General features: G+C 59.3%; 14 protein-coding genes, 5 tRNA genes and 2 pseudogenes. 6 read left to right on the top strand and 15 right to left on the bottom strand.

Annotation, left to right across the window (positions count from 1 at the left end):
* The first annotated feature begins 80 nt into the window (after positions 1–80).
* On the top strand, positions 81–1,772 hold the full coding sequence (locus AB4O01_RS00810) for an Hsp70 family protein (protein ID WP_460090339.1): 1,692 nt from the start codon (positions 81–83) through the stop codon (positions 1,770–1,772).
* Here the strand turns inward: AB4O01_RS00810 and AB4O01_RS00805 are convergent.
* The 12 genes from AB4O01_RS00805 to gltX all read right to left on the bottom strand — a co-directional run bounded on the left by AB4O01_RS00805 (position 1,769) and on the right by gltX (position 11,316).
* A complete protein-coding gene (locus AB4O01_RS00805; protein ID WP_460090338.1) occupies positions 1,769–4,471 on the bottom strand; it encodes a DUF805 domain-containing protein in 2,703 nt (900 codons plus the stop codon). The two genes, AB4O01_RS00810 and AB4O01_RS00805, sit on opposite strands and share 4 nt — an antisense overlap.
* The gene (locus AB4O01_RS00800; RefSeq protein ID WP_116255289.1) at positions 4,468–5,163 is read right to left on the bottom strand and encodes a DUF1266 domain-containing protein; all 696 of its coding nucleotides are present in this window, start codon (positions 5,161–5,163) and stop codon (positions 4,468–4,470) included. Before AB4O01_RS00800 ends, AB4O01_RS00805 begins: the two co-directional genes overlap by 4 nt.
* A 188-nt stretch (positions 5,164–5,351) precedes the next feature.
* Positions 5,352–5,798, bottom strand: a complete 447-nt coding sequence (locus AB4O01_RS00795) for an Hsp20 family protein (protein WP_093432063.1) — start codon at positions 5,796–5,798, stop codon at positions 5,352–5,354.
* A 120-nt stretch (positions 5,799–5,918) separates the two neighbouring features.
* A complete protein-coding gene (locus AB4O01_RS00790) occupies positions 5,919–6,878 on the bottom strand; it encodes a tRNA dihydrouridine synthase (protein WP_414926893.1) in 960 nt (319 codons plus the stop codon).
* A 158-nt stretch (positions 6,879–7,036) separates the two neighbouring features.
* Complete coding sequence (locus AB4O01_RS00785) at positions 7,037–7,486, bottom strand: acyl-CoA thioesterase (RefSeq protein WP_460090337.1); 450 nt, start codon at positions 7,484–7,486, stop codon at positions 7,037–7,039.
* Positions 7,487–7,532: 46 nt separating this feature from the next.
* The gene (locus AB4O01_RS00780) at positions 7,533–8,366 is read right to left on the bottom strand and encodes an alpha/beta fold hydrolase (protein WP_093432056.1); all 834 of its coding nucleotides are present in this window, start codon (positions 8,364–8,366) and stop codon (positions 7,533–7,535) included.
* Between the two features lie 30 nt (positions 8,367–8,396).
* On the bottom strand, positions 8,397–8,936 hold the full coding sequence (locus AB4O01_RS00775; RefSeq protein ID WP_007913421.1) for a TetR/AcrR family transcriptional regulator: 540 nt from the start codon (positions 8,934–8,936) through the stop codon (positions 8,397–8,399).
* Positions 8,937–9,118: 182 nt separating this feature from the next.
* A tRNA-Glu gene (locus AB4O01_RS00770) sits at positions 9,119–9,194 on the bottom strand.
* 78 nt (positions 9,195–9,272) lie between these two features.
* Positions 9,273–9,348: transfer RNA gene (locus AB4O01_RS00765), tRNA-Ala, on the bottom strand.
* A 53-nt stretch (positions 9,349–9,401) separates the two neighbouring features.
* Positions 9,402–9,477 (bottom strand) — tRNA-Glu (locus AB4O01_RS00760).
* 79 nt (positions 9,478–9,556) lie between these two features.
* Positions 9,557–9,632: transfer RNA gene (locus AB4O01_RS00755), tRNA-Ala, on the bottom strand.
* Positions 9,633–9,834: 202 nt separating this feature from the next.
* Positions 9,835–11,316 (bottom strand): glutamate--tRNA ligase, encoded by a 1,482-nt coding sequence (gene gltX, locus AB4O01_RS00750; protein ID WP_007913414.1) that lies wholly within the window; start codon positions 11,314–11,316, stop codon positions 9,835–9,837.
* A gap of 228 nt (positions 11,317–11,544) precedes the next feature.
* Here gltX and AB4O01_RS00745 point away from each other — a divergent pair, with 228 nt between their 5' ends.
* Positions 11,545–12,594 (top strand): HlyD family secretion protein, encoded by a 1,050-nt coding sequence (locus AB4O01_RS00745; RefSeq protein ID WP_093432053.1) that lies wholly within the window; start codon positions 11,545–11,547, stop codon positions 12,592–12,594.
* Positions 12,584–14,134 (top strand): MDR family MFS transporter, encoded by a 1,551-nt coding sequence (locus AB4O01_RS00740; protein ID WP_460090336.1) that lies wholly within the window; start codon positions 12,584–12,586, stop codon positions 14,132–14,134. Before AB4O01_RS00745 ends, AB4O01_RS00740 begins: the two co-directional genes overlap by 11 nt.
* A gap of 116 nt (positions 14,135–14,250) precedes the next feature.
* On the opposite strand, the gene uvrB is transcribed toward AB4O01_RS00740, so the two are convergent.
* The gene (uvrB, locus tag AB4O01_RS00735) at positions 14,251–16,266 is read right to left on the bottom strand and encodes an excinuclease ABC subunit UvrB (RefSeq protein WP_007913411.1); all 2,016 of its coding nucleotides are present in this window, start codon (positions 16,264–16,266) and stop codon (positions 14,251–14,253) included.
* Positions 16,267–16,603: 337 nt separating this feature from the next.
* On the opposite strand from uvrB, the gene AB4O01_RS00730 reads away from it, so the two are divergent.
* Together AB4O01_RS00730 and AB4O01_RS00725 are read left to right on the top strand one after the other, a co-directional pair.
* Positions 16,604–17,800, top strand: a complete 1,197-nt coding sequence (locus tag AB4O01_RS00730; RefSeq protein WP_460090335.1) for an amino acid aminotransferase — start codon at positions 16,604–16,606, stop codon at positions 17,798–17,800.
* 224 nt (positions 17,801–18,024) lie between these two features.
* Positions 18,025–18,226 (top strand): annotated as a pseudogene (locus tag AB4O01_RS00725) (hypothetical protein).
* On the opposite strand, the gene AB4O01_RS00720 reads toward AB4O01_RS00725, so the two are convergent.
* On the bottom strand, positions 18,223–18,453 hold the full coding sequence (locus AB4O01_RS00720) for a hypothetical protein (protein WP_093432041.1): 231 nt from the start codon (positions 18,451–18,453) through the stop codon (positions 18,223–18,225). The pseudogene AB4O01_RS00725 and the gene AB4O01_RS00720 overlap by 4 nt on opposite strands.
* Positions 18,454–18,673: 220 nt before the next feature.
* Between AB4O01_RS00720 and AB4O01_RS00715 the strand changes: the two genes are divergently transcribed.
* Positions 18,674–18,749: transfer RNA gene (locus tag AB4O01_RS00715), tRNA-Asn, on the top strand.
* 131 nt (positions 18,750–18,880) lie between these two features.
* On the opposite strand, the pseudogene AB4O01_RS00710 reads toward AB4O01_RS00715, so the two are convergent.
* Positions 18,881–20,403 (bottom strand): annotated as a pseudogene (locus tag AB4O01_RS00710) (nucleobase:cation symporter-2 family protein).
* Positions 20,404–20,468 lie beyond the last annotated feature (65 nt).

Raw genomic sequence — 20,468 nt, 5'->3', positions numbered from 1 at the left:
CACGTTGCAACAGACGCGCAATTGCCACGATTTGCAGCAACCTGTAGGGTCGCGTTTTTTGCGCCGTTTCGAGATCTGTCATGCAGGATGCAACCCTCCCCCGCCCAGCCCTGCTGGGCATCGACCTTGGCACCACCAACAGCCTGATCGCCGTCTGGCAGGACGGTCAGGCCAGACTGATTCCCAATGCCCTGGGTGATGTGCTGACGCCCTCGGTGGTCAGCCTCGATGAAGACGACACGATTCTGGTCGGCAAAGCCGCCCGCGCGCGCCTGACCACGCACCCGGATCGCACCGCCGCAGCATTCAAGCGCTTCATGGGCAGCGATAAGCAAGTCCAGCTCGGTACACGCCTGTTCAGTCCGGAAGAGCTGTCGGCGCTGGTACTCGGCTCACTCAAGCAGGACGCCGAAGCCTTTCTCGGCCACGCGGTATCGGAAGCGGTGATTTCCGTCCCGGCCTATTTCAGTGACGAACAACGCAAACGCACGCTGTTTGCCGCCGAACTGGCCGGGCTCTCGGTGACACGCCTGATCAACGAGCCAACCGCCGCCGCGATGGCTTACGGGCTGCATGAACAGAAATTCGAACGCACGCTGATCTTCGATCTGGGCGGCGGCACCTTTGATGTCACGGTGCTGGAATACGCTTTGCCCCTGATCGAAGTGCACGCCTCCACTGGCGACAACTTTCTCGGCGGCGAAGACTTCACCGCTGCGCTGTTGCAGGCCTGCCTGAAACACTGGCAACTGACCGCGGCCATGGTCGATGCGCAAAGCATGGCCAGCCTCGGTGATGCCCTGGAGCAACTGAAATGTAAACTCGCTGAAGGTGTTCAGCCGCTGAGCTGGCGCCATGGCGACAAAACGTTCGAGTGGTCGCTGGACGAAGCTGCTGCGGTGAAAATCTGGGAGCCGCTACTGGCCCGTTTGCGCGCACCGATCGAACAGGCGCTGCGCGATGCTCGCCTCAAGCCGCGCGACCTCGACAGCCTGGTGCTGGTCGGCGGCGCCACGCGCATGCCGGCGGTGCAGCAGATGGTTGCGACGTTGTTCGGGCGCCTGCCTTACCGGCATCTTGATCCGGATACCATTGTTGCGCTCGGGGCGGCGACGCAAGCGGCGTGCAAGGCGCGTGACGGGGCGGTTGAAGAGTTGATTCTGACGGATGTCTGCCCGTATACGCTGGGGATTGCGACCATGCGTGGAGAAGACATCAAAGGTGCCTTCTCGCCCATCATCGAACGTAACACCATCATTCCGACGTCAAGGGTGGAGCGCTATTACACCACCCAGCCCAAGCAAACAGTGCTGCGCATCGCCGTCTATCAGGGTGAACGGCCGTGGGTGTGCGACAACATTCTGATTGATGCTTTCGAAGTCACGTTGACGCCTACTCAACACATCCAGGAACTGGACGTGCGCTTCAGCTATGACATCAACGGTTTGCTCGAAGTCGACATCACCCTGCTCGAAACCGGCGAGCGTCACAGTCACAGCATCGACCGCAGCCCCACGGGGCTGGATGAGCAAGCACGCCGAGACAGCCATAACCGGCTGTCGACGCTGAAAGTCCATCCACGTGACGCACTGCCCAACCGCACATTGCTGGCCCGTCTGGAGCGGGCATGGATGCAGAGCCTCGGCACACAACGCGAGCACATAGCCGAGTGGCTGCACAGCTTCACCACAGTGCTCGGCGGCCAGCAATCAGCGGAGATCGCCAGCCATCGCACAGAGCTGAACAAGGCACTGGATCAACTGCGCCTCTAGCCGTTGAGGCGCCGCAAGGCAGCCTGCAGGCCGCCGGACAGCATCTCGCTATCGCCGCTGTCCGGCGGCACACCATAGCGGTTGGGCAACTTGTCACCGGGAAAGCCGAACAGCAGCAGCGGCAGGAATGGCAACATCGGTGTCAGCGCCATGAAGATCAACAAGGTCGGGATGCCCCGGCCCATGTCGTGCAAGCGACGCAAAATCGCGCCAAATACCAGCAGAACTCCGAGTATCAGGATAAGAATGCCAGCGCCCGTGGTGCCACTGATCAGCCCTGCCACCGGTGCAATCACCACGCAGGCCAAGACCTGAGCGATAAAAGCCTTACGCCCCAACCGCGATCCCAGACGCCAGATCGCTGTCGCCGGTACCGGCTGAGCATCGCTTTTCGCCAGCAGTAATCGTTCCGACCAGGACAATATCGCGCACAGAGCCAGGCGCAGCCCGATGCTGTTCTGCACATCGTCCTTGCCCTGTTGCAGTTGGCGCAGGACGCGCGTTTTCGGCACGCCAGCAGCGCCATAGCGAATCAGGCCCTTGAGCGCATCCAGCGCTTCATACGCCAACAGTTTGTCGACGCCAAAATCGGTCAGCACTTTGCGCGGCGGCCACACCGGCTCGCCTTTGATCAAACCGTCGCGGAAGCCTTCGAACCAATCGTCCTCACAACTGATCGCCGCAATCGACTGCAACAATGCGCGATGCTGCTCAGCACTCAGGCTCGGATCGTGATAGAGCACGCCCCAGAACATCATCAACCCCAGCAAATCATCGCCGCAGGCAGCACGATCGCTTTCGAGGCAGGTGTAAAGCAGGCTATTGGCCGGCAATCGCGCGCTGTCGAGCGCCTGCTGAACGCTGAACAATTGCTGCACCAACAAGCCGTGCACCGGGTCATTGCCTTGCAACCATCCGAGCAAACCGGCGCAATGGCCTTGCTCACGCTGCAAGCGCCGTAACAACGGTTGCAGGCGACTCAACGGATGGGCCGGATTGAAAGGCAGGCGCTCCACGCACTGCGCGTCAATCATTTGCAGCCAGCGTTCGGGTTGTTCCAGCAATGCCAGCAAAAACAGGGTCTGCGCGTGCCACTCCCAAGCGGCCTCACCCAGCCCGACCGGCGGCAACTGAATCCCGCGACGGCTCAACTGGAGCATCAAGTCGAGTTCGGACAAGTCACAGTCGTCTTTGACCGCACCCAGCTTGAACGCCTCGGTCATGCGTTCCAGCGCAGTGTCGTTATAGGGCCGCAAGCGACGCAACCACAGACGACAAACTTTGTGCGACTCACCTTTTGTCAGCACCTGCGGCAATGGCTGAGGACTTGGATGCGCATCGCAGAAAGCGCTCATGGCCAGCGCAATCGGTGCCTCGCCCAACCAGCGCAGGTGTTGCGCAGCCTGATATTTGAATCCGCTCATCACCAGGCTTTCGAGGGCATCGATCGGCAGCGGAGCATCCACAATCTGCTGCAACAACGCCGCATCACCCCGATGCAGCGCCCAGGCGTACCGGTATAGATGCAGCAATCGGCTGTCGGCATTTTCGCCCAGCAATTGCGCGAGCAATGGCAGTTCATCACCGGTCACGCGCCAATCGACAAAGCTTTGCGCAAGGCTCTCAAGCTTTAACCGCCCGACACCCAGCCAACGGTTCAGCGTCTCGGGATGTTGTGACGGAGAGCCATACACCTGGGCGTCATCGGCAAGATCCTCTGGCCAGGCAGAAATGCCCTGCAGACGATCGAATGCCTGAATCAGCAAGGGCAGAAAAGTCGGCTGGCGCTTGGCACACACCTCCAGCAGACGACTTTCCGCCATCGGATGGCGATGCTCGTTCCACAGCCGGATCCAGCACGGCAATGCCTGATCGTCGCGCCCCAGCAGACTGCTCTGACACGCCAACAGGTAAAGCCAGTCGACATCGTCCGGTGCAGCAAGCTGCTCCTCGATACAGCACTGCAAAAACGTCGGCCCGCCAATACCTGCCTGAGTGAACTGCACCAACAGACGCTTGAGGAACACGGCATCATTCGGCAACGGCAGGCAGGTGTGCTGACTGGCGAAGTCGGCGAACTCAGGCAGTGGACGCTGGTTGAAGATGAAGTCGAGACTACGGGCGTACCACAGCGATTCAGTCTGGGCGGCCTCTGACCATGTGCACATCAGATCCGTATCGAACGGGTCCGGCGTTTCGATTCGCTGGAGAAAGAAGCCCACCTGATGCGCGTCGTCGAAGCCCAGATCCAGCAACTGTTGATCCCAGGCCATACGCTTGGCCAAAAGATTCGCGCAGCGGTACGACAACGGACCGGCGTCGGCCATCCGGTGGTACAGCGGCCAGCTGAGTTCATCGAGCACGTCCAGCGACAGCTCATCCAGCCCTCGAATAAAGGCCTGCCACGCGGCGAAATTGAACCGGCGCGCGGGATCATCCAGCAACGCGCAAAAATCCCCGAACATTGGAGGGACCTCAACGACAGTCTGTTCTGAGGCTTGGGACTCGTACTCGTGCTCAGGCTCCTCTTCCTCATCTTCACGAGCCAGACGCAGGGCGTTTTCGTAGGCCATGCGCAACGCCTGAAATCCCTGTGGATCGGTCTCCGGGTGATGCGCCGGCAAACGTGCGCGATAGGCGTTGCGAATCAGGTTTTCGTCGGTGGTAGGCTCGATGCCCAAGCGGATCCAGCAACTCATGACCAGTCGAACTCCTTGAGCGATGCCGGACGTGGCGGCAAATCGATTTCCATGTGCCACGGCAAATCAGCAAGGAACTGAGGAATGTTCTCGGCAAGGCCGCGGGCAATCCGCACGTTAAGGGCGTTGGCGCCTTGTCGATCGAGTTCGCGCGCAAGCTCATCGTCGCTGGCGCTCAGGCAGGACCAGAAGGTCCGGCCCACGACAAAGCCATCGAAGTAAGCCATCCAGCTACCGTAGTGAAATTGCGCTCTGAGGGCCAAACGACTGTGCAGCCAGTTGCTTTCGTCCAGGTCGACCCACTGATTGCGCACCGCACAGCGCAAGAGAAAACCCATGCGGCCATAGTCCCAGGACAGAATCCCGCCCGGCCCACAACTGCCGAAGGTGCGGCTGGCAAACTCGTGCAGGATGCGTTCACGGGGAGAGAGATCGTCCAGCAAGGCCTGCCATTCACTCGGCAGACAACGCTGCCACGCCAGATAAGCTGCACTGAGGTGCTTAGCGTGGCCGTCGTCGGTCATCCGTTCGAGCATGTCGAACAATTGCCCACGGTCGTCGATACCCCAGCTGTCTTTCAAGTCGATGTAGCGATCGTCGCAGAACGCGGGGTCGTCGTAGCTGGCGCCGGTATTGATCGCCGCCATTGGCGCAGACAAAGCGCACAGCCAGCGCTGTTGAATCTCGTCCATGAAAAAAGGCTCCAGGCCGACCGGTGAGGAATGGGGGTCGGCAAAACTGCCGCGGATTGTAGAGAAACCACCGCCAGTGGCAAAGTCGAACAACGGTTTTCTTGCGCGCACAAAAAAGGCCCCGACGTATCGGGGCCTTCATTCAGCGGCTCATCATCCGTTCAGACGATTGTGTTGCGGCACATGACTCAGTGCTGCAACGCCGGCTTCTCCACCCCGTTGATCGGGATGCGTTTGGCTTTCGCCTCTTCCGGGATCACCCGCAACAAGTCGATGCTCAGCAGACCGTTTTTCAGATCCGCCGCCTTGATCTCGATGTGATCGGCCAGGCGGAAGGACAGCTTGAAAGCACGTTGGGCGATGCCCTGATGCAGGAAGGTCACGCCTTCGTTGGCATCACGCTTGCCGCCACTGATGGTCAGCACACCTTTTTCGACTTGCAGTTCCAGGTCTTCTTCCTGGAAACCGGCGGCCGCTACGACGATGCGGTATTGGTCATCACCGTGCTTTTCGACGTTGTAAGGTGGGTAGCTGCTGCCTGGCTCGTTGCGCAGGGCGGTTTCGAACAGGTCGTTAAAACGGTCGAAACCTACCGAGGAACGGAACAGTGGCGCGAGGGAAAATGCAGTACTCATGGTTCAAATCTCCTGAAAACAATCAGCAAGGTTTTTTGACTCCGCGACCCGAATTCGGCATCGCGTAACCCTTAGATAGGGACCGCTGAAATGATTTCAAGAGATTATTTGCAGATTTTTTCAAGCCGCTTCAGCCACTGGCAGACCGAGCAGACGCGAGACATGATCCGGTTCGGTCTCACGGCGCAGCACCGTAAACAGCTCGGTGGCCTCGGGATAATTGCGCGTCAGCATGGCCAACCATTGCTTCAAACGGCCCGGCGATTGGCGTGCGGTCATCTGCGCTTTGGCTTGCAGCCAGAAGTCCTGAATCAGCGGCATCAGCTCGGCCCAGGTCATCTCGACCACTTCTTCGCCAGCGCGAGCGGCAGCAATCTGCCTGGCCAGATCCGGGCGCGAGACCAGACCGCGACCGAGCATGATGTCTTCGACGCCGCTGATTTCGCGGCAGCGGCGCCAGTCTTCGACGCTCCAGATATCGCCATTGGCGAACACCGGGACTTTGACCACCTCTTGCACGCGCGGAATCCACTCCCAATGCGCCGGCGGCTTGTAGCCGTCCATTTTGGTTCGGGCATGCACCACAATGTGCTCGGCACCGCCTTCAGCCAACGCAGTGGCGCAGACCAGCGAACCGTCGGGACTGTCGAAGCCCAGGCGCATTTTTGCGGTGACGGGAATGTGCGCGGGTACAGCGCGGCGCACGTGTTCGACGATCTGGTTGAGCAGTTCCGGTTCTTTGAGCAGCACCGCGCCGCCACGGGACTTGTTCACGGTCTTGGCCGGGCAGCCGAAGTTGAGGTCAATCACTTCAGAGCCGAGTTCGCAGGCCAGTGCAGCGTTTTCCGCCAGACACACCGGGTCGGAACCGAGCAATTGCACGCGCAATGGCACACCGGAGGCGGTGCGGGCACCGTTGAGCAACTCCGGGCCGAACTTGTGGAAATAGGCCGGCGTGAGCAGCTGGTCGTTGACCCGAATGAACTCGGTCACACACCAGTCGATGCCGCCAACGCGGGTCAGCACGTCGCGGAGGATGTCGTCGACCAACCCCTCCATGGGCGCCAGAGCAATTTGCATGGGAAAACACTACTTGAAGAAAAACGTGCGGCAGTTTACTGGATATCGCGCAAATCCGCAGATCCCTTGTAGGAGTGAGCCTGCTCGCGATAGCGGTGTGTCAGTGAGGCATATGTTGGCTGACACACCGCTATCGCGAGCAGGCTCACTCCTACAGTTTAGATATTTACCGACTCGGGAAGCTGGATCGCCGGGCCATAGCCCTCGATAAACTCAGCCGGCATGCGCTTCGGCTTACCGGTCGACAGTTCAATACAGACAAACGTGGTCTGCGCGCGCAACAGCGTGGCATTGTCGCTCGGGCGCTTGAGCTGGAAATGCCGGGTCATTTTCAGGCGCTGATCCCAATCAACGATCCAGGTCGCCAATTGCAGTTCGTCGCCTTCATAGGCCGCTGCCAGATAATCGATCTCGTGACGGACCACGGCCATCGCCCGATCCAGTCGCCGATACTCGACCAGATCCAGACCCAGACGTTGCGAGTGGCGCCAGGCGCAGCGCTCGAGCCAGGTCACGTACACGGCGTTATTCGCGTGGCCCAACCCGTCGATGTCCTCGGCGCCTACTTGCAGATCAATGGTAAACGGCGTTGCCCGATCCCAACCCATGCCCCACTCCCGGTCAAAGTATTCAACCGGAGCAGTGTAACGGAGCTCAGGCCGATTGGCGCGCCTGAAGGCTGCGGCCGGCCAGCAGTGATAACACGCCATCAATCACCCGAGGGTCGGCTAGCACACGCTGGTGCCCGCCGCCTTCAAGGCGCAACAGGCGACTGTCGAACCAGGATTCGTGGATCAGCTGCGATTCCTTGACCGAAACGAAATTGTCGTCTTCGGCATGCACGATCAGGCCGGGCATATCCAGTTGATAGTGAGCGACATCAAGGGTGGCGGCGCGCATACCAACGTCTTGCTCGACTTGGCGGATGAAGGCGGAGCGCGCTCGCGGCGGCATACCAACGTAGCGGGCGAAACCGCGCAGTACACCAAGAATGCGCGCAGGCGCGGCAATGCTGACTAGGGTTTCGGTGCGCAAGCCCAATTGCACGGCGAGCATGGCGCTGGCGCCGCCCATGGAATGACCGATGACCGCTTGCAATGGTGGCAACTCGGCAGCCGCTTCGAGCATCGCCCGGGCGAACAACACCACATTGGCTTCACGCCCCGGCGAGCGACCGTGAGCCGGACCATCCAACGCGACGACGGTATACCCGGCATCGACCAGCGCAGTGATCAGCGCGGCAAACTGGGTTGGCCGCCCTTCCCAGCCGTGCATCAGCAGCACGGTCGGGCCCTGACCCCAGCGCAGCGCCGAGAGACCAAAACGCAAAGTGATGCGTTCGGAGCTGGCCAGCAGCGGCAATTCCCAATCACGAAGAGGCAGCGAACGTGGCGTCATGAATGCCACACGCATTTTGCTCGCCACGCGTTTCGGTGCAATCCAGCCCAAGGTGCCATTAACGCCACGAACCCACTTCAACGTGTTCATCGCTCTCTCCTCAGGCGAGTTGCCTTCAGGTCAACGCACCGCCGACTTGGCAGCGCGCAGCAATCGATCGGATAAGTCTCCCGGGCCGAGCGCTCTTGCGAGTGCCAGACCACCCACCATCAAAGCCACGTCAGCCAAGGCTTTGTCGGTGTCCTCAGGGCTGGACGCCAACTGCGCAATCATCAATTCCAGGTGCTCGTTCAGCGCGATGCGGAACGATTCCGGCAAGCGGCCCAGCTCGCCGATCGACGCTGGAATCGGGCATGCCGCGTCGCTGGAATCACGATGCTTGCGCGACAGGTAAAACGCGGCGACCAAGGCACGACGCTCTTCACCGGTCAACTCGGCATCCATGTCGGCAATCAGGTCGCGGCGGCGGCCGAGAAGCTGCTTGAACGCTTCCAGCATCATCGCGTCCTTGCTTTCGAAGTGCGCATAGAAACCGCCGACGGTCAGGCCGGCTGCGCCCATCACTTCGCCCACGCTAGGGTCGGCCGGGCCACGCTGAATCAGTGCGGCGCTGGCAGCCTTGAGGATGCGTTCGCGGGTTTGAGCTTTTTTATCGTTCATCGTTGCCTCCGAATATTACGACTAGAATATTATTCGCATAATAATATTCTGCAAGTCAAGGATATGACCGCTGGTCTGATGCACAGTGTAAGGAAAAAGGAGAATTGGCCAAACGCCAGACAAACAAAAGGGCCATTCAATAATTGAATGACCCTTATAAAATCCCGCAGAGCGGGTAATCGTGGCGTCCCCTAGGGGACTCGAACCCCTGTTACCGCCGTGAAAGGGCGGTGTCCTAGGCCACTAGACGAAGGGGACACAAACCTTCTATACAACTGATCAGCGCTGAGAACTGATCGATTCAAGGCCGGTGTGGCCAGACCTTGAACTGTAAATTGGTGGAGCTAAGCGGGATCGAACCGCTGACCTCCTGCATGCCATGCAGGCGCTCTCCCAGCTGAGCTATAGCCCCGGATTTTTCGCCTCGCGGCGGAGTGACATCTTGCAACATCACTTCTGTAAAACTGGCGTCCCCTAGGGGACTCGAACCCCTGTTACCGCCGTGAAAGGGCGGTGTCCTAGGCCACTAGACGAAGGGGACGCAAACCCTTCTATACAACTGATCAACACTGAGTGTTGATCGCTTCGGAGCCGGTGTGGCCAGGCTTCGAAGTGTAAATTGGTGGAGCTAGACGGGATCGAACCGTCGACCTCTTGCATGCCATGCAAGCGCTCTCCCAGCTGAGCTATAGCCCCTCATCGTTGATGTCATCGCTGAGGACGGGGCGAATCTTAAGGGCGTATCGAAAGCCTGTCAAACTTATTTTTGAAAAATTTCAAAATTTTTCGTCGGCATAACAATCACTTACCGCCCTCCCCCCGTAAATTCGGGAGAAGCGCCGAAGGCACGATCAAAAGATCGCAGCCTTCGGCAGCTCCTGCACAAAGCCGCAAGCGCTTAGGCGATAGCGCCGAGCAGCTTTTCCCACTCTTTGTTTTCTTTCTTCGACACGCCACCCAGCAGGTCAATCGCCTGCCGCAGACGATAACGGGTCAGATCCGGGCCAAGGATTTCCATGGCATCGAGCACCGAGACCGAACTCGCCTGACCGGTGATCGCAGCAAACATCAGCGGCATCGCATCGCGCAGTTTCAACTCCAGCGATTCGACCACAGCCTGAATCGTCGCGGTGATGTTGTCCTTCTCCCACTGACGCAGGCTTTCCAGCTTCCACAGGATCAACTGCATCAACTGGCGAACCTGATCACCCGAAAGCTTTTTCGATTCGAACAGCTTGGCATCCGGATTGACGCCGCCGGCGAAGAAGAAACCGCCCAACGGGGCAACCTGGCTGAAGGTTTCAACGCGGCCCTGAACGTGCGGCGCGATCTTCATCATGTATTCGGAATTGAACGCCCACTTCTGCACGCGTGCAGCGAACTCTTCCACCGGCAGATCACGCAGCCACTGGCCGTTGAGCCACGACAGCTTCTCGATGTCGAAGATCGGCCCGCCCAGCGAGACACGCTTGAGGTCGAAGTTGTCGACCATTTCCTGCAGCGAGAACTTCTCGCGCTCGTCCGGCATCGACCAGCCCATACGGCCGAGGTAGTTGAGCATCGCTTCCGGCATGAAGCCCATGCGCTCGTAGAATGTCACCGAGGTAGGGTTCTTGCGCTTGGACAGCTTGCTCTTGTCCGGGTTACGCAGCAGCGGCATGTAGCACAGCTCTGGCTGTTCCCAGCCGAAGTACTCGTAAAGCAGAATCAGTTTCGGTGCCGATGGCAGCCACTCTTCGCCGCGCAGCACGTGGGTGATGCCCATCAGGTGGTCGTCGACGACATTGGCGAGGAAGTACGTCGGCAGGCCGTCGGTCTTCATCAGCACTTGCATGTCCATGCGATCCCACGGGATCTCGACGTCGCCACGGAGCATGTCCGGCACCACGCAAACGCCTTCGCTCGGCACTTTCATGCGGATCACGTGGGGTTCGCCAGCGGCCAGACGGGCGGCGACTTCTTCTTTCGACAGCAGCAGCGCGCGGCCGTCATAACGTGGTGTTTCGCCGCGAGCCATTTGCTCGGCGCGCATCTGATCCAGCTCTTCAGCGGTGCAGAAGCACGGAAACGCGTGGCCCATGTCGACCAGTTGCTGGCAGTACTTTTGATAGATGTCGCCGCGCTCACTCTGGCGATACGGGCCGTGCGGGCCGCCGACGTCCGGGCCTTCGCTCCAGTCGATACCCAACCAGCGCAGGGCGTCGAAGATCTGCTGTTCGGACTCGCGGGTCGAACGCAACTGGTCAGTGTCTTCGATGCGCAGGATGAACTCACCGCCATGCTGCTTGGCAAAGCAGTAGTTGAACAATGCGATGTAAGCGGTACCTACGTGGGGGTCCCCGGTAGGCGATGGCGCGATGCGAGTGCGGACGGTGGTCATGGCATGTCTCGAAAAGAATGAAAAGCAAAACAATCAAGCGGCGAATGGTAACAGGCGACACCCGCCCCGCTCCAGCGGGCAGGGCATTTAAGCCAAGTTTGCGTCTGGAACGCCCGTAAGCCGTGGTGAATGGGCAAATATCAGCGGATGGCATTTACCGTTTATCGGCTGTATGCCAGATTCGCCTGCTGATAACTTTCCTTACAATTCATCGACTACAGTTTGCCCATGCCTGCCCAACTCAAGCGTCGCCTGTTGATTTTCCTGCTGCTCGTCCTGCTGATTGCCGGGGGCTTTTTCGCCCATTGGTTTTTCAAGGGGCGTTTTTATGAAAGCACCGACAACGCCTATGTCCAGGGCGAAATCACCCGTGTGTCGAGCCAGTTGAGCGCGCGCATCGATGAAGTGCTGGTGCAGGACAATCAACACGTGGAAAAAGGCCAGTTGCTGGTGCGCCTCGAACCGAATGATTTCCGTCTGGCCATCGATCGCGCCAATGCCGCCCTTGCCACCCGCGAAGCCGAGCGCCTGCAAGCGCAAAGCAAATTGACTCAGCAAGCCAGTTTGATTGCTTCCAGCGACGCACAAGTGGCAACCACCCAAGCAACGTTGGGCCGCTCGCAAATGGATTTGTCGCGTGCCGAAACCCTGCGCAAGCCCGGTTACGTTTCCGAAGAACGCGTGACCACCCTCTCCGCTGACGCTCATATCGCCCGTTCGCAGGTGGCCAAGGCGCAGGCCGATGCGCAAGGCCAGCGTCAGCAGGTCAACGCCCTGAACGCAGAAATCAAACGCCTCGACGCACAAATCGCCAACGCCCGCGCCGATCTCGCGCAAGCCGAACTTAACCTGACCCGCAGCGAAATCCACGCGCCAATCAGCGGCCTGGTCGGCCAGCGCGCCGCGCGTAACGGCCAAGTGGTGCAGGCTGGCGCTTACCTGCTGTCGATCGTCCCGGACGAAGACATCTGGGTGCAGGCCAACTTCAAGGAAACCCAGATCGGCCACATGCAGCCCGGGCAAAAAGCCGAGCTGACCTTCGATGCCTACAGCGACACGCCGATCGAAGCGCGGGTCGACAGCCTGTTCGCCGCCTCCGGCGCGCAATTCAGCCTGCTGCCGCCGGACAACGCCACCGGCAACTTCACCAAAGTCGTGCAGCGGATTCCGGTAAAACTGACCTTCAAGGCCGACAACCCGTTGCACGGCAAGATCCGTCCGGGCATGTCGGTGACCGCCACCGTGAACATCAAAGACGCCCCGGACAATGGCCGGTGATGCGCTGATCCGCCCGGTCGGCGAACCGACCCGGCGCGATTGGATTGCGGTGATGAGCGTGATGCTCGGCGCGTTTATGGCCGTGCTCGACATTCAGATCACCAACTCTTCTCTGAAAGATATTCAGGGCGCCTTATCGGCGACGCTGGAAGAAGGCTCGTGGATTTCCACGTCGTATCTGGTCGCGGAAATCATCATGATTCCGTTGACCGCGTGGCTGGTGCAGTTGCTGTCGGCGCGGCGACTGGCGGTGTGGGTGTCGCTGGGTTTTCTGGTTTCCTCGCTGCTGTGCTCGATGGCGTGGAGCCTGGAGAGCATGATCGTCTTTCGCGCCATGCAGGGTTTCACCGGCGGCGCGCTGATCCCGCTGGCGTTCACCCTGACCCTGATCAAACTCCCCGAACACCACCGCGCCAAAGGCATGGCGATGTTCGCCATGACCGCCACGTTCGCCCCGTCCATCGGCCCGACGCTGGGCGGCTGGCTCACGGAAAACTGGGGTTGGGAATACATCTTCTACATCAACATCCCGCCGGGCCTGATCATGATCGCCGGCCTGATGTACGGGCTGGAAAAGAAAGAAGCGCACTGGGAATTACTGAAAAGCACCGACTACACCGGAATCCTCACGCTGGGGATTGGTCTCGGCTGCTTGCAGGTTTTTCTAGAGGAAGGCCATCGCAAGGATTGGCTCGAATCAAGCCTGATAGTGACGCTGGGCAGCATTGCGCTGGTGAGTCTGATCACCTTTGTGATCGTGCAGATCTCCAAACCGAATCCGCTGATCAATCTGGGCATCCTGCGTAATCGCAATTTCGGTCTGTCGAGTATTTCCAGTCTGGGCATGGGTGTCGGGTTGTACGGTTCGATCTATCTGTTGCCGCTGTATCTGGCGCAGATCCAGAACTACAACGCCCTGCAGATCGGCGAAGTGATCATGTGGATGGGCGTGCCACAGCTGTTCCTGATTCCGCTGGTGCCGAAGCTGATGAAGTTTGTTTCGCCGAAATGGCTGTGCACGATCGGTTTTGGATTGTTCGGGCTAGCGAGTTTTTCTTCGGGGGTGCTCAACCCGGATTTCGCCGGGCCGCAGTTCAACCAGATCCAGATTATTCGTGCGCTGGGGCAGCCGTTGATCATGGTGACCATTTCGCTGATCGCCACGGCGTACATCCTGCCGCAGGACGCGGGGTCGGCGTCGAGTCTGTTCAATATCCTGCGAAATCTGGGCGGCGCGATTGGTATTGCCCTGCTCGCGACACTGCTGGATGCGCGCACCAAGACCTACTTCGATTATTTGCGCGAGGCGGTGGTGCCGACCAATCCGCAGGTGGCCGAGCGTTTGGCGTCGATGACTGATCGGTTTGGCAGTGACACGGCGGCGTTGAGCAAGCTGAGCGAGATCGTCCATCAGCAGGCGGCGATCATGGCGTACAACGATGCGTTTCACTTTGTCGGGATTGCGCTGGGAATCAGCATGTTGGCGATTTTGCTGACCAAGAAATTGCCAGAGGGGCTGAAGGCTGGGGAGTCTCATTAAGACCGCGTCGCCCCATTCGCGAGCAAGCTCGCTCCCACAGGGGATTTGTGAACGACACAACTCCAATGTGGGAGCGAGCTTGCTCGCGAAGAGGCCCGACTAAACACTGCAAATTTTCAGACCGCCAAAAGCCGCTCACGCAGTTTGGCAATCTCGTCGCGCATCTGCGCCGCCGCTTCAAATTCCAGATCCCGCGCCAACTGATACATCTTCTCTTCCAGCGCACGAATGCGCTTGGTGATTTCGCTCGGCGAGCGCAGTTCGGCTTCGTACTTGGCGTTCTCTTCGGCAGCCTTGGCCATGCCTTTGCGCTTCTTGCTGCGCGAGCCCGGCACGGTGGCGCCTTCCATGATGTCGGCGACGTCCTTGATCACCCCGCGCGGGGTGATGCCGTTTTCCAGGTTGAACGCTATCTGCTTGTCGCGACGCCGCTCGGTCTCGCCAATCGCCCGCTCCATCGAACCGGTCATGCGATCGGCATAGAGAATCGCCCGACCATTGAGGTTACGTGCGGCGCGACCAATGGTCTGAATCAGCGAACGCTCGGAACGCAGGAAGCCTTCCTTGTCCGCGTCAAGAATCGCCACCAGCGACACTTCCGGCATGTCCAGGCCTTCACGCAGCAAGTTGATCCCGACCAGCACATCAAAGGTCCCGAGGCGCAGGTCGCGAATGATTTCCACGCGCTCAACGGTGTCGATATCAGAGTGCAGATAACGCACGCGCACGCCGTGATCGGCGAGGTAATCGGTAAGGTCTTCGGCCATGCGTTTGGTTAGCGTGGTGACCAGCACCCGCTCCTCGACCGCCACACGCTTGCTGATTTCCGAGAGCAGATCATCGACCTGAGTCAGCGCCGGACGCACTTCAACCTGCGGGTCGACCAGGCCAGTCGGCCGCACCACTTGCTCGACCACCCTTCCGGCGTGTTCGGCCTCGTAGTTGCCCGGCGTCGCCGAGACGAAAATGGTCTGCGGGCTGACCCCTTCCCACTCGTCAAAACGCATCGGTCGGTTATCCAGCGCCGACGGCAAACGGAAGCCGTATTCAACGAGGGTTTCCTTACGCGAACGGTCGCCCTTATACATCGCACCGACCTGCGGCACGCTGACGTGGGACTCGTCGATCACCAGCAAGGCATCGGCCGGCAGGTAATCGTAGAGCGTTGGCGGCGCGGCACCGGCCGGGCGACCGGACAGGTAGCGCGAGTAGTTTTCGATGCCGTTGCAATAACCCAACTCGAGGATCATCTCCAGGTCAAAACGGGTGCGCTGTTCAAGACGCTGGGCTTCGACCAGTTTGTTGTTGCTGCGCAGGTATTCGAGGCGTTCCTGCAATTCGACCTTGATGTGTTCGATGGCGTCGAGCAGGGTTTCCCGTGGCGTTACATAGTGGCTCTTCGGGTAGAAGGTGAAGCGCGGCATCTTGCGGATGACTTCGCCGGTCAGCGGGTCGAACGCGGAAATGCTTTCGACCTCGTCATCGAACAGCTCGATGCGGATCGCTTCCAGATCGGATTCCGCCGGGTAGATGTCGATCACATCGCCGCGCACACGGAAAGTCGCGCGGGCAAAGTCCATATCGTTGCGGGTGTATTGCAGGTCGGCCAAGCGCCGCAGCAGTGCGCGCTGATCGAGTTTGTCGCCGCGATCGACGTGCAGCACCATCTTCAAATAGGTTTCCGGGCTACCCAGACCGTAGATGCACGACACCGTGGTGACGATGATCGCGTCTTTACGCTCCAGCAACGCTTTGGTTGCGGACAGGCGCATCTGCTCGATGTGGTCGTTGATCGACGCATCCTTCTCGATGAAGGTGTCGGACGACGGCACATAGGCTTCCGGCTGATAGTAGTCGTAGTAGGAAACGAAGTATTCGACGGCGTTGTTCGGGAAGAACGCCTTGAACTCACCGTACAGCTGCGCTGCAAGGGTCTTGTTCGGCGCCAGCACCAGGGTCGGACGCTGAATCTGCGAAATGACATTGGCGATGCTGAAGGTCTTGCCCGAGCCGGTCACACCGAGCAGCGTCTGGTGCGCCAGCCCGGCTTCGATGCCCTCGACCAGTTGGCGAATGGCTTCCGGCTGATCGCCGGCAGGCTCAAAGCGGGTGACGAGCTGGAATTCGGACATATACACCTCTGGGATCGCGGCATTCCGAGCAAAGCGGAACACCACGGGGACGACCGCAAACGACCGGTGTCGCGCAAGAAAAAACCTGGATTGTGCTCAATGTGGTGGCGATTGCCTCACCTTTCAAGGCAAACGTCCTACATCCGGTAAAGACTCTGACACGTGCAGTCGACTAACGGTCAAGAAATAATCGGAAAAACTTACCCTAAAAGCCGAATCGCCTGTCGCCATTGTTCCGTAATGGCCTCTATACTAGCTCCCCGTTTGTGCACCGCTCTAGTGCATCCGGCTGGAGCGCGACACGTCCCTCCATTCTCCATTCAGAGCCGCCGCAATAATGAGCCTGTTCTCCGCTGTCGAAATGGCACCCCGCGATCCAATCCTGGGCCTCAACGAAGCATTCAACGCCGATACCCGGACCACCAAGGTCAACCTGGGCGTGGGTGTTTACTGCAACGAAGAGGGGCGAATTCCACTTCTGCGCGCCGTGATCGAAGCCGAAACCGTTCGCGCCGCTCAACACGCTTCGCGCGGCTACCTGCCGATCGATGGTATCGCCGCCTACGACCAGGCCGTGCAAAAGCTGCTGTTCGGCAACGACTCGCCGCTGATCAGCGCCGGTCGCGTCATCACCACTCAGGCCGTCGGCGGGACCGGCGCACTGAAGATCGGTGCCGACTTCCTCAAGCAACTGCTGCCGAACGCCGTTGTGGCGATCAGTGACCCAAGCTGGGAAAACCACCGTGCCCTTTTCGAAACCGCCGGTTTCCCGGTGCAGAACTACCGTTACTACGACGCAGCCAGCCACGATGTGAATCGTGCTGGCATGCTCGACGACCTCAACGCCCTGCCGAACGGCTCGATCGTTGTCCTGCACGCCTGCTGCCACAACCCGACTGGCGTCGACCTGACCCCGGCGGACTGGAACAACGTGCTGGAAGTGGTTAAAGCCAAAGGTCACGTGCCGTTCCTCGACATGGCCTATCAAGGTTTTGGCGACGGCATCGACGAAGACGCCGCAGCTGTGCGCCTGTTCGCTGAATCCGGCCTGACCTTCTTCGTTTCGAGCTCGTTCTCCAAGTCGTTCTCGCTGTACGGCGAGCGCGTTGGTGCGCTATCGATCATCAGCGAATCGAAAGAAGAAAGCGCGCGCGTGCTGTCGCAGGTCAAGCGCGTGATCCGCACCAACTACTCCAACCCGCCGACCCACGGTGCAAGCATCGTTGCAGCTGTATTGAACAGCCCGGAACTGCGTGCACAATGGGAAGCCGAGCTGGCGGAAATGCGTCTGCGCATTCGCGGCATGCGCGAGCAGATGGTTGCCCTGCTGGCAGAGAAAGCCCCGGGCCGCGACTTCAGCTTCGTCGGTCGTCAGCGCGGCATGTTCTCCTACTCGGGCCTGACCACTGAACAAGTGCATCGCCTGCGTAACGAGTTCGGCATCTACGCCCTGGACACCGGCCGCATCTGCGTGGCTGCGCTGAACCAGAACAACATCAAGGCGGTAACGGATGCGATTGTTCAGGTCATCTGATTTCGCACTGTGATGAAAAACGGGAAGCCTTGGGGCTTCCCGTTTTTTATTGTCACGAAACAATCCCTATCCCCTCTAAACTGCACACATGTCCAAATGTGGGAGCGAGCTTGCTCGCGAAAGCGATCTGTCATTCAACATCGTTGTCGACTGACATGACGCCTTCGCGAGCAAGCTCGCTCCCACAGGTGATGAGTACATTCCAGAATTTTGTGAGATCAGATATGAAAAACGACAACCTGCGCGCCGACCGTGACGACCTGGATGATTTCATCCCTCGTGCCTCGGCCAAACGCGAGAAAAAGCCTGGTGCTGCAAGTCGCCGCCGGGGTGTTCCTGGGTGGCCTGGTCCTGTGGCTGGTGCAACTGGCCGCCACCGCGGCTTACGCCAAACTGATGATGGGCACCATCACCTTCGGCAGTTAAGCCAGTTCGATCGCACGCTGACTCGCGGCGTCGTCATAAACGACGTACAGCGATTCGGCGATCTGACTCTTGATCGCCTTGGTGCTTTCAAGACCCAGGACGAAGCCTTCGGCCTTGCCACCGGCGCGGTTCAATTCCTCAGCGGTACTGGCCTGGGTGATTGCATCGAAGAGTTTTTCGGCGTGAGGGCCAACGCCCTTGGGCAGGCTGATTTGCGCGATGCTCATGCGAACACCTCGCTGTTGCGGGATAAATGGTTCATGACGCAGACCTTTTTCGGCGAATGGCCGGCAGCGCGTGTGACCACTTCCGGGCGCCCATGGTAGACCTCTGCTGCAGTTCTGGTAACCGCCAATCGCTGACAAGTCACCGTTCGTCCCGAGGATTCAGCTAATTTTACAACCGGCGCTTGACTTCTCTTTTTGAATCAGTAACATACGCACCAATTCCGCAATAGCTCAGTTGGTAGAGCAAATGACTGTTAATCATTGGGTCCCTGGTTCGAGTCCAGGTTGTGGAGCCAAATAGCAAAGCCCCTGAATCGAAAGATTCAGGGGCTTTTTTGTGGGCGCTCGAAAAGGTCAAAAGATCTTGAAATGAAAAAGGGCCGATCTGTGCTTACCAGATCGGCCCTTTTTTATTCAGTTACAGCGGTCAGACATGCTCGCTGCTTTTCACCTGCACCTTCGGTGCACCCTGCCCATGATCGTGATCATCAGGCTCAATGACCGGCACTTCCTTGCCATCGCAGTCATGCAGCTTGCCGTCGCTGAAGTAGTCGCCTTCACGCAGCGCCGCCAGGTCGCGATAGCGCAGGGTCCGCTCTTCCGCCGCTGCAAACACCGACTGCTGATCCGAGTTACCGGCGGTGAAGTGGTTGAAGGCCAGGTTGAGCAGGATCGCCATGATCGCCGACGAGCTGATGCCCGAGTGAAAAATGGTCGCGAACCAGCTTGGGAAGTGATCGTAGAAGTTCGGTGCGGCAATCGGGATCATGCCGAAACCGATCGAAGTGGCGACGATGATCAGGTTGACGTTGTTGCGGTAATCAACCTTCGACAGCGTACGGATACCGCTCGCCGCCACCGTGCCGAACAGCACGATACCGGCGCCGCCGAGTACTGACGTCGGCACTGCTGCGATAACCCGGCCCATGAACGGCAGCAGACCAAGGATCACCAGGAAGATACCGCCAGTAGCGACCACGTAACGGCTCTTGATCCCGGTAACCGCCACCAGCCCGACGTTCTGGGCGAAGGCGCTCTGGGTGAACGAACCGAAGATCGGCGCAAACATGCTCGACAGCATGTCTGCCCGCAGGCCATTGCCCAGGCGTTTGGAATCGACCTTGGTGCCGATGATTTCACCGACCGCAAGGATGTCCGCCGAAGTTTCCACCAAGGTCACCATGACCACGATGCACATCGACAGAATTGCGGCGAAGTGGAAGGTCGGCATGCCGAAATGGAACGGCGTCGGGAAGCCAAACATCGGCCCCGTGGTGACGCTGGAGAAATCCGCCATGCCGAGGAACACCGCCAGCACCGTGCCGATCACCATGGCCAACAGGATCGACAGACGCGAGATAGTCGAGCTGCCGACCTTGCTCAGCAACAACACCAGCACCAGCGTGACTGCCGCCAGACCGATGTTCTGCATGCTGCCGAAGTCCGGCGCATGGCTGTTGCCGCCCATGGCCCAGCGTGCGGCCACCGGCATCAGCGTCAAGCCGATGGTGGTGATCACGATGCCGGTGACCAGCGGCGGGAAGAACTTGGTGATGCGCGAGAACACCGGTGTGATCAACAAGCCTATCAAGGAAGCCGCAATCACTGCGCCAAGCACGGACTGGAAGCCGCCCTCCCCGCCACTGCTGACGATCGCGACCATGGTCGCCACACCGGAGAACGATACGCCCTGCACCAGCGGCAACTGACAACCAAAAAACGGTAGACCCAGGGTTTGCAGCAGCGTCGCCAGCCCCCCGCAAACAATGAAGCAGCAATCAGCAAACCAATGTCCGCCGGCGACAGGCCGGCCGCCTGGCCGATGATCAGTGGCACCGCAACAATACCGCCGTACATGGTCAGAACATGTTGCAGGCCGTAAGCCATATTCGCGCCGACCCCGAGATTTTCGTCCTCGGGCCGTTGGTGTGAAACATGGGGCGTTTTCATGGTGGGGGGTTCCCTGGTTTTTGTTATGCGCACACTGTATTCAATACTCGTGACAAATGTCCATA

The organism is Pseudomonas sp. S2_E02, from assembly GCF_054668355.1.
The sequence above is the reverse complement of the archived record's forward strand: the minus strand, read 5'-3'. Positions and strand labels throughout refer to the sequence as shown.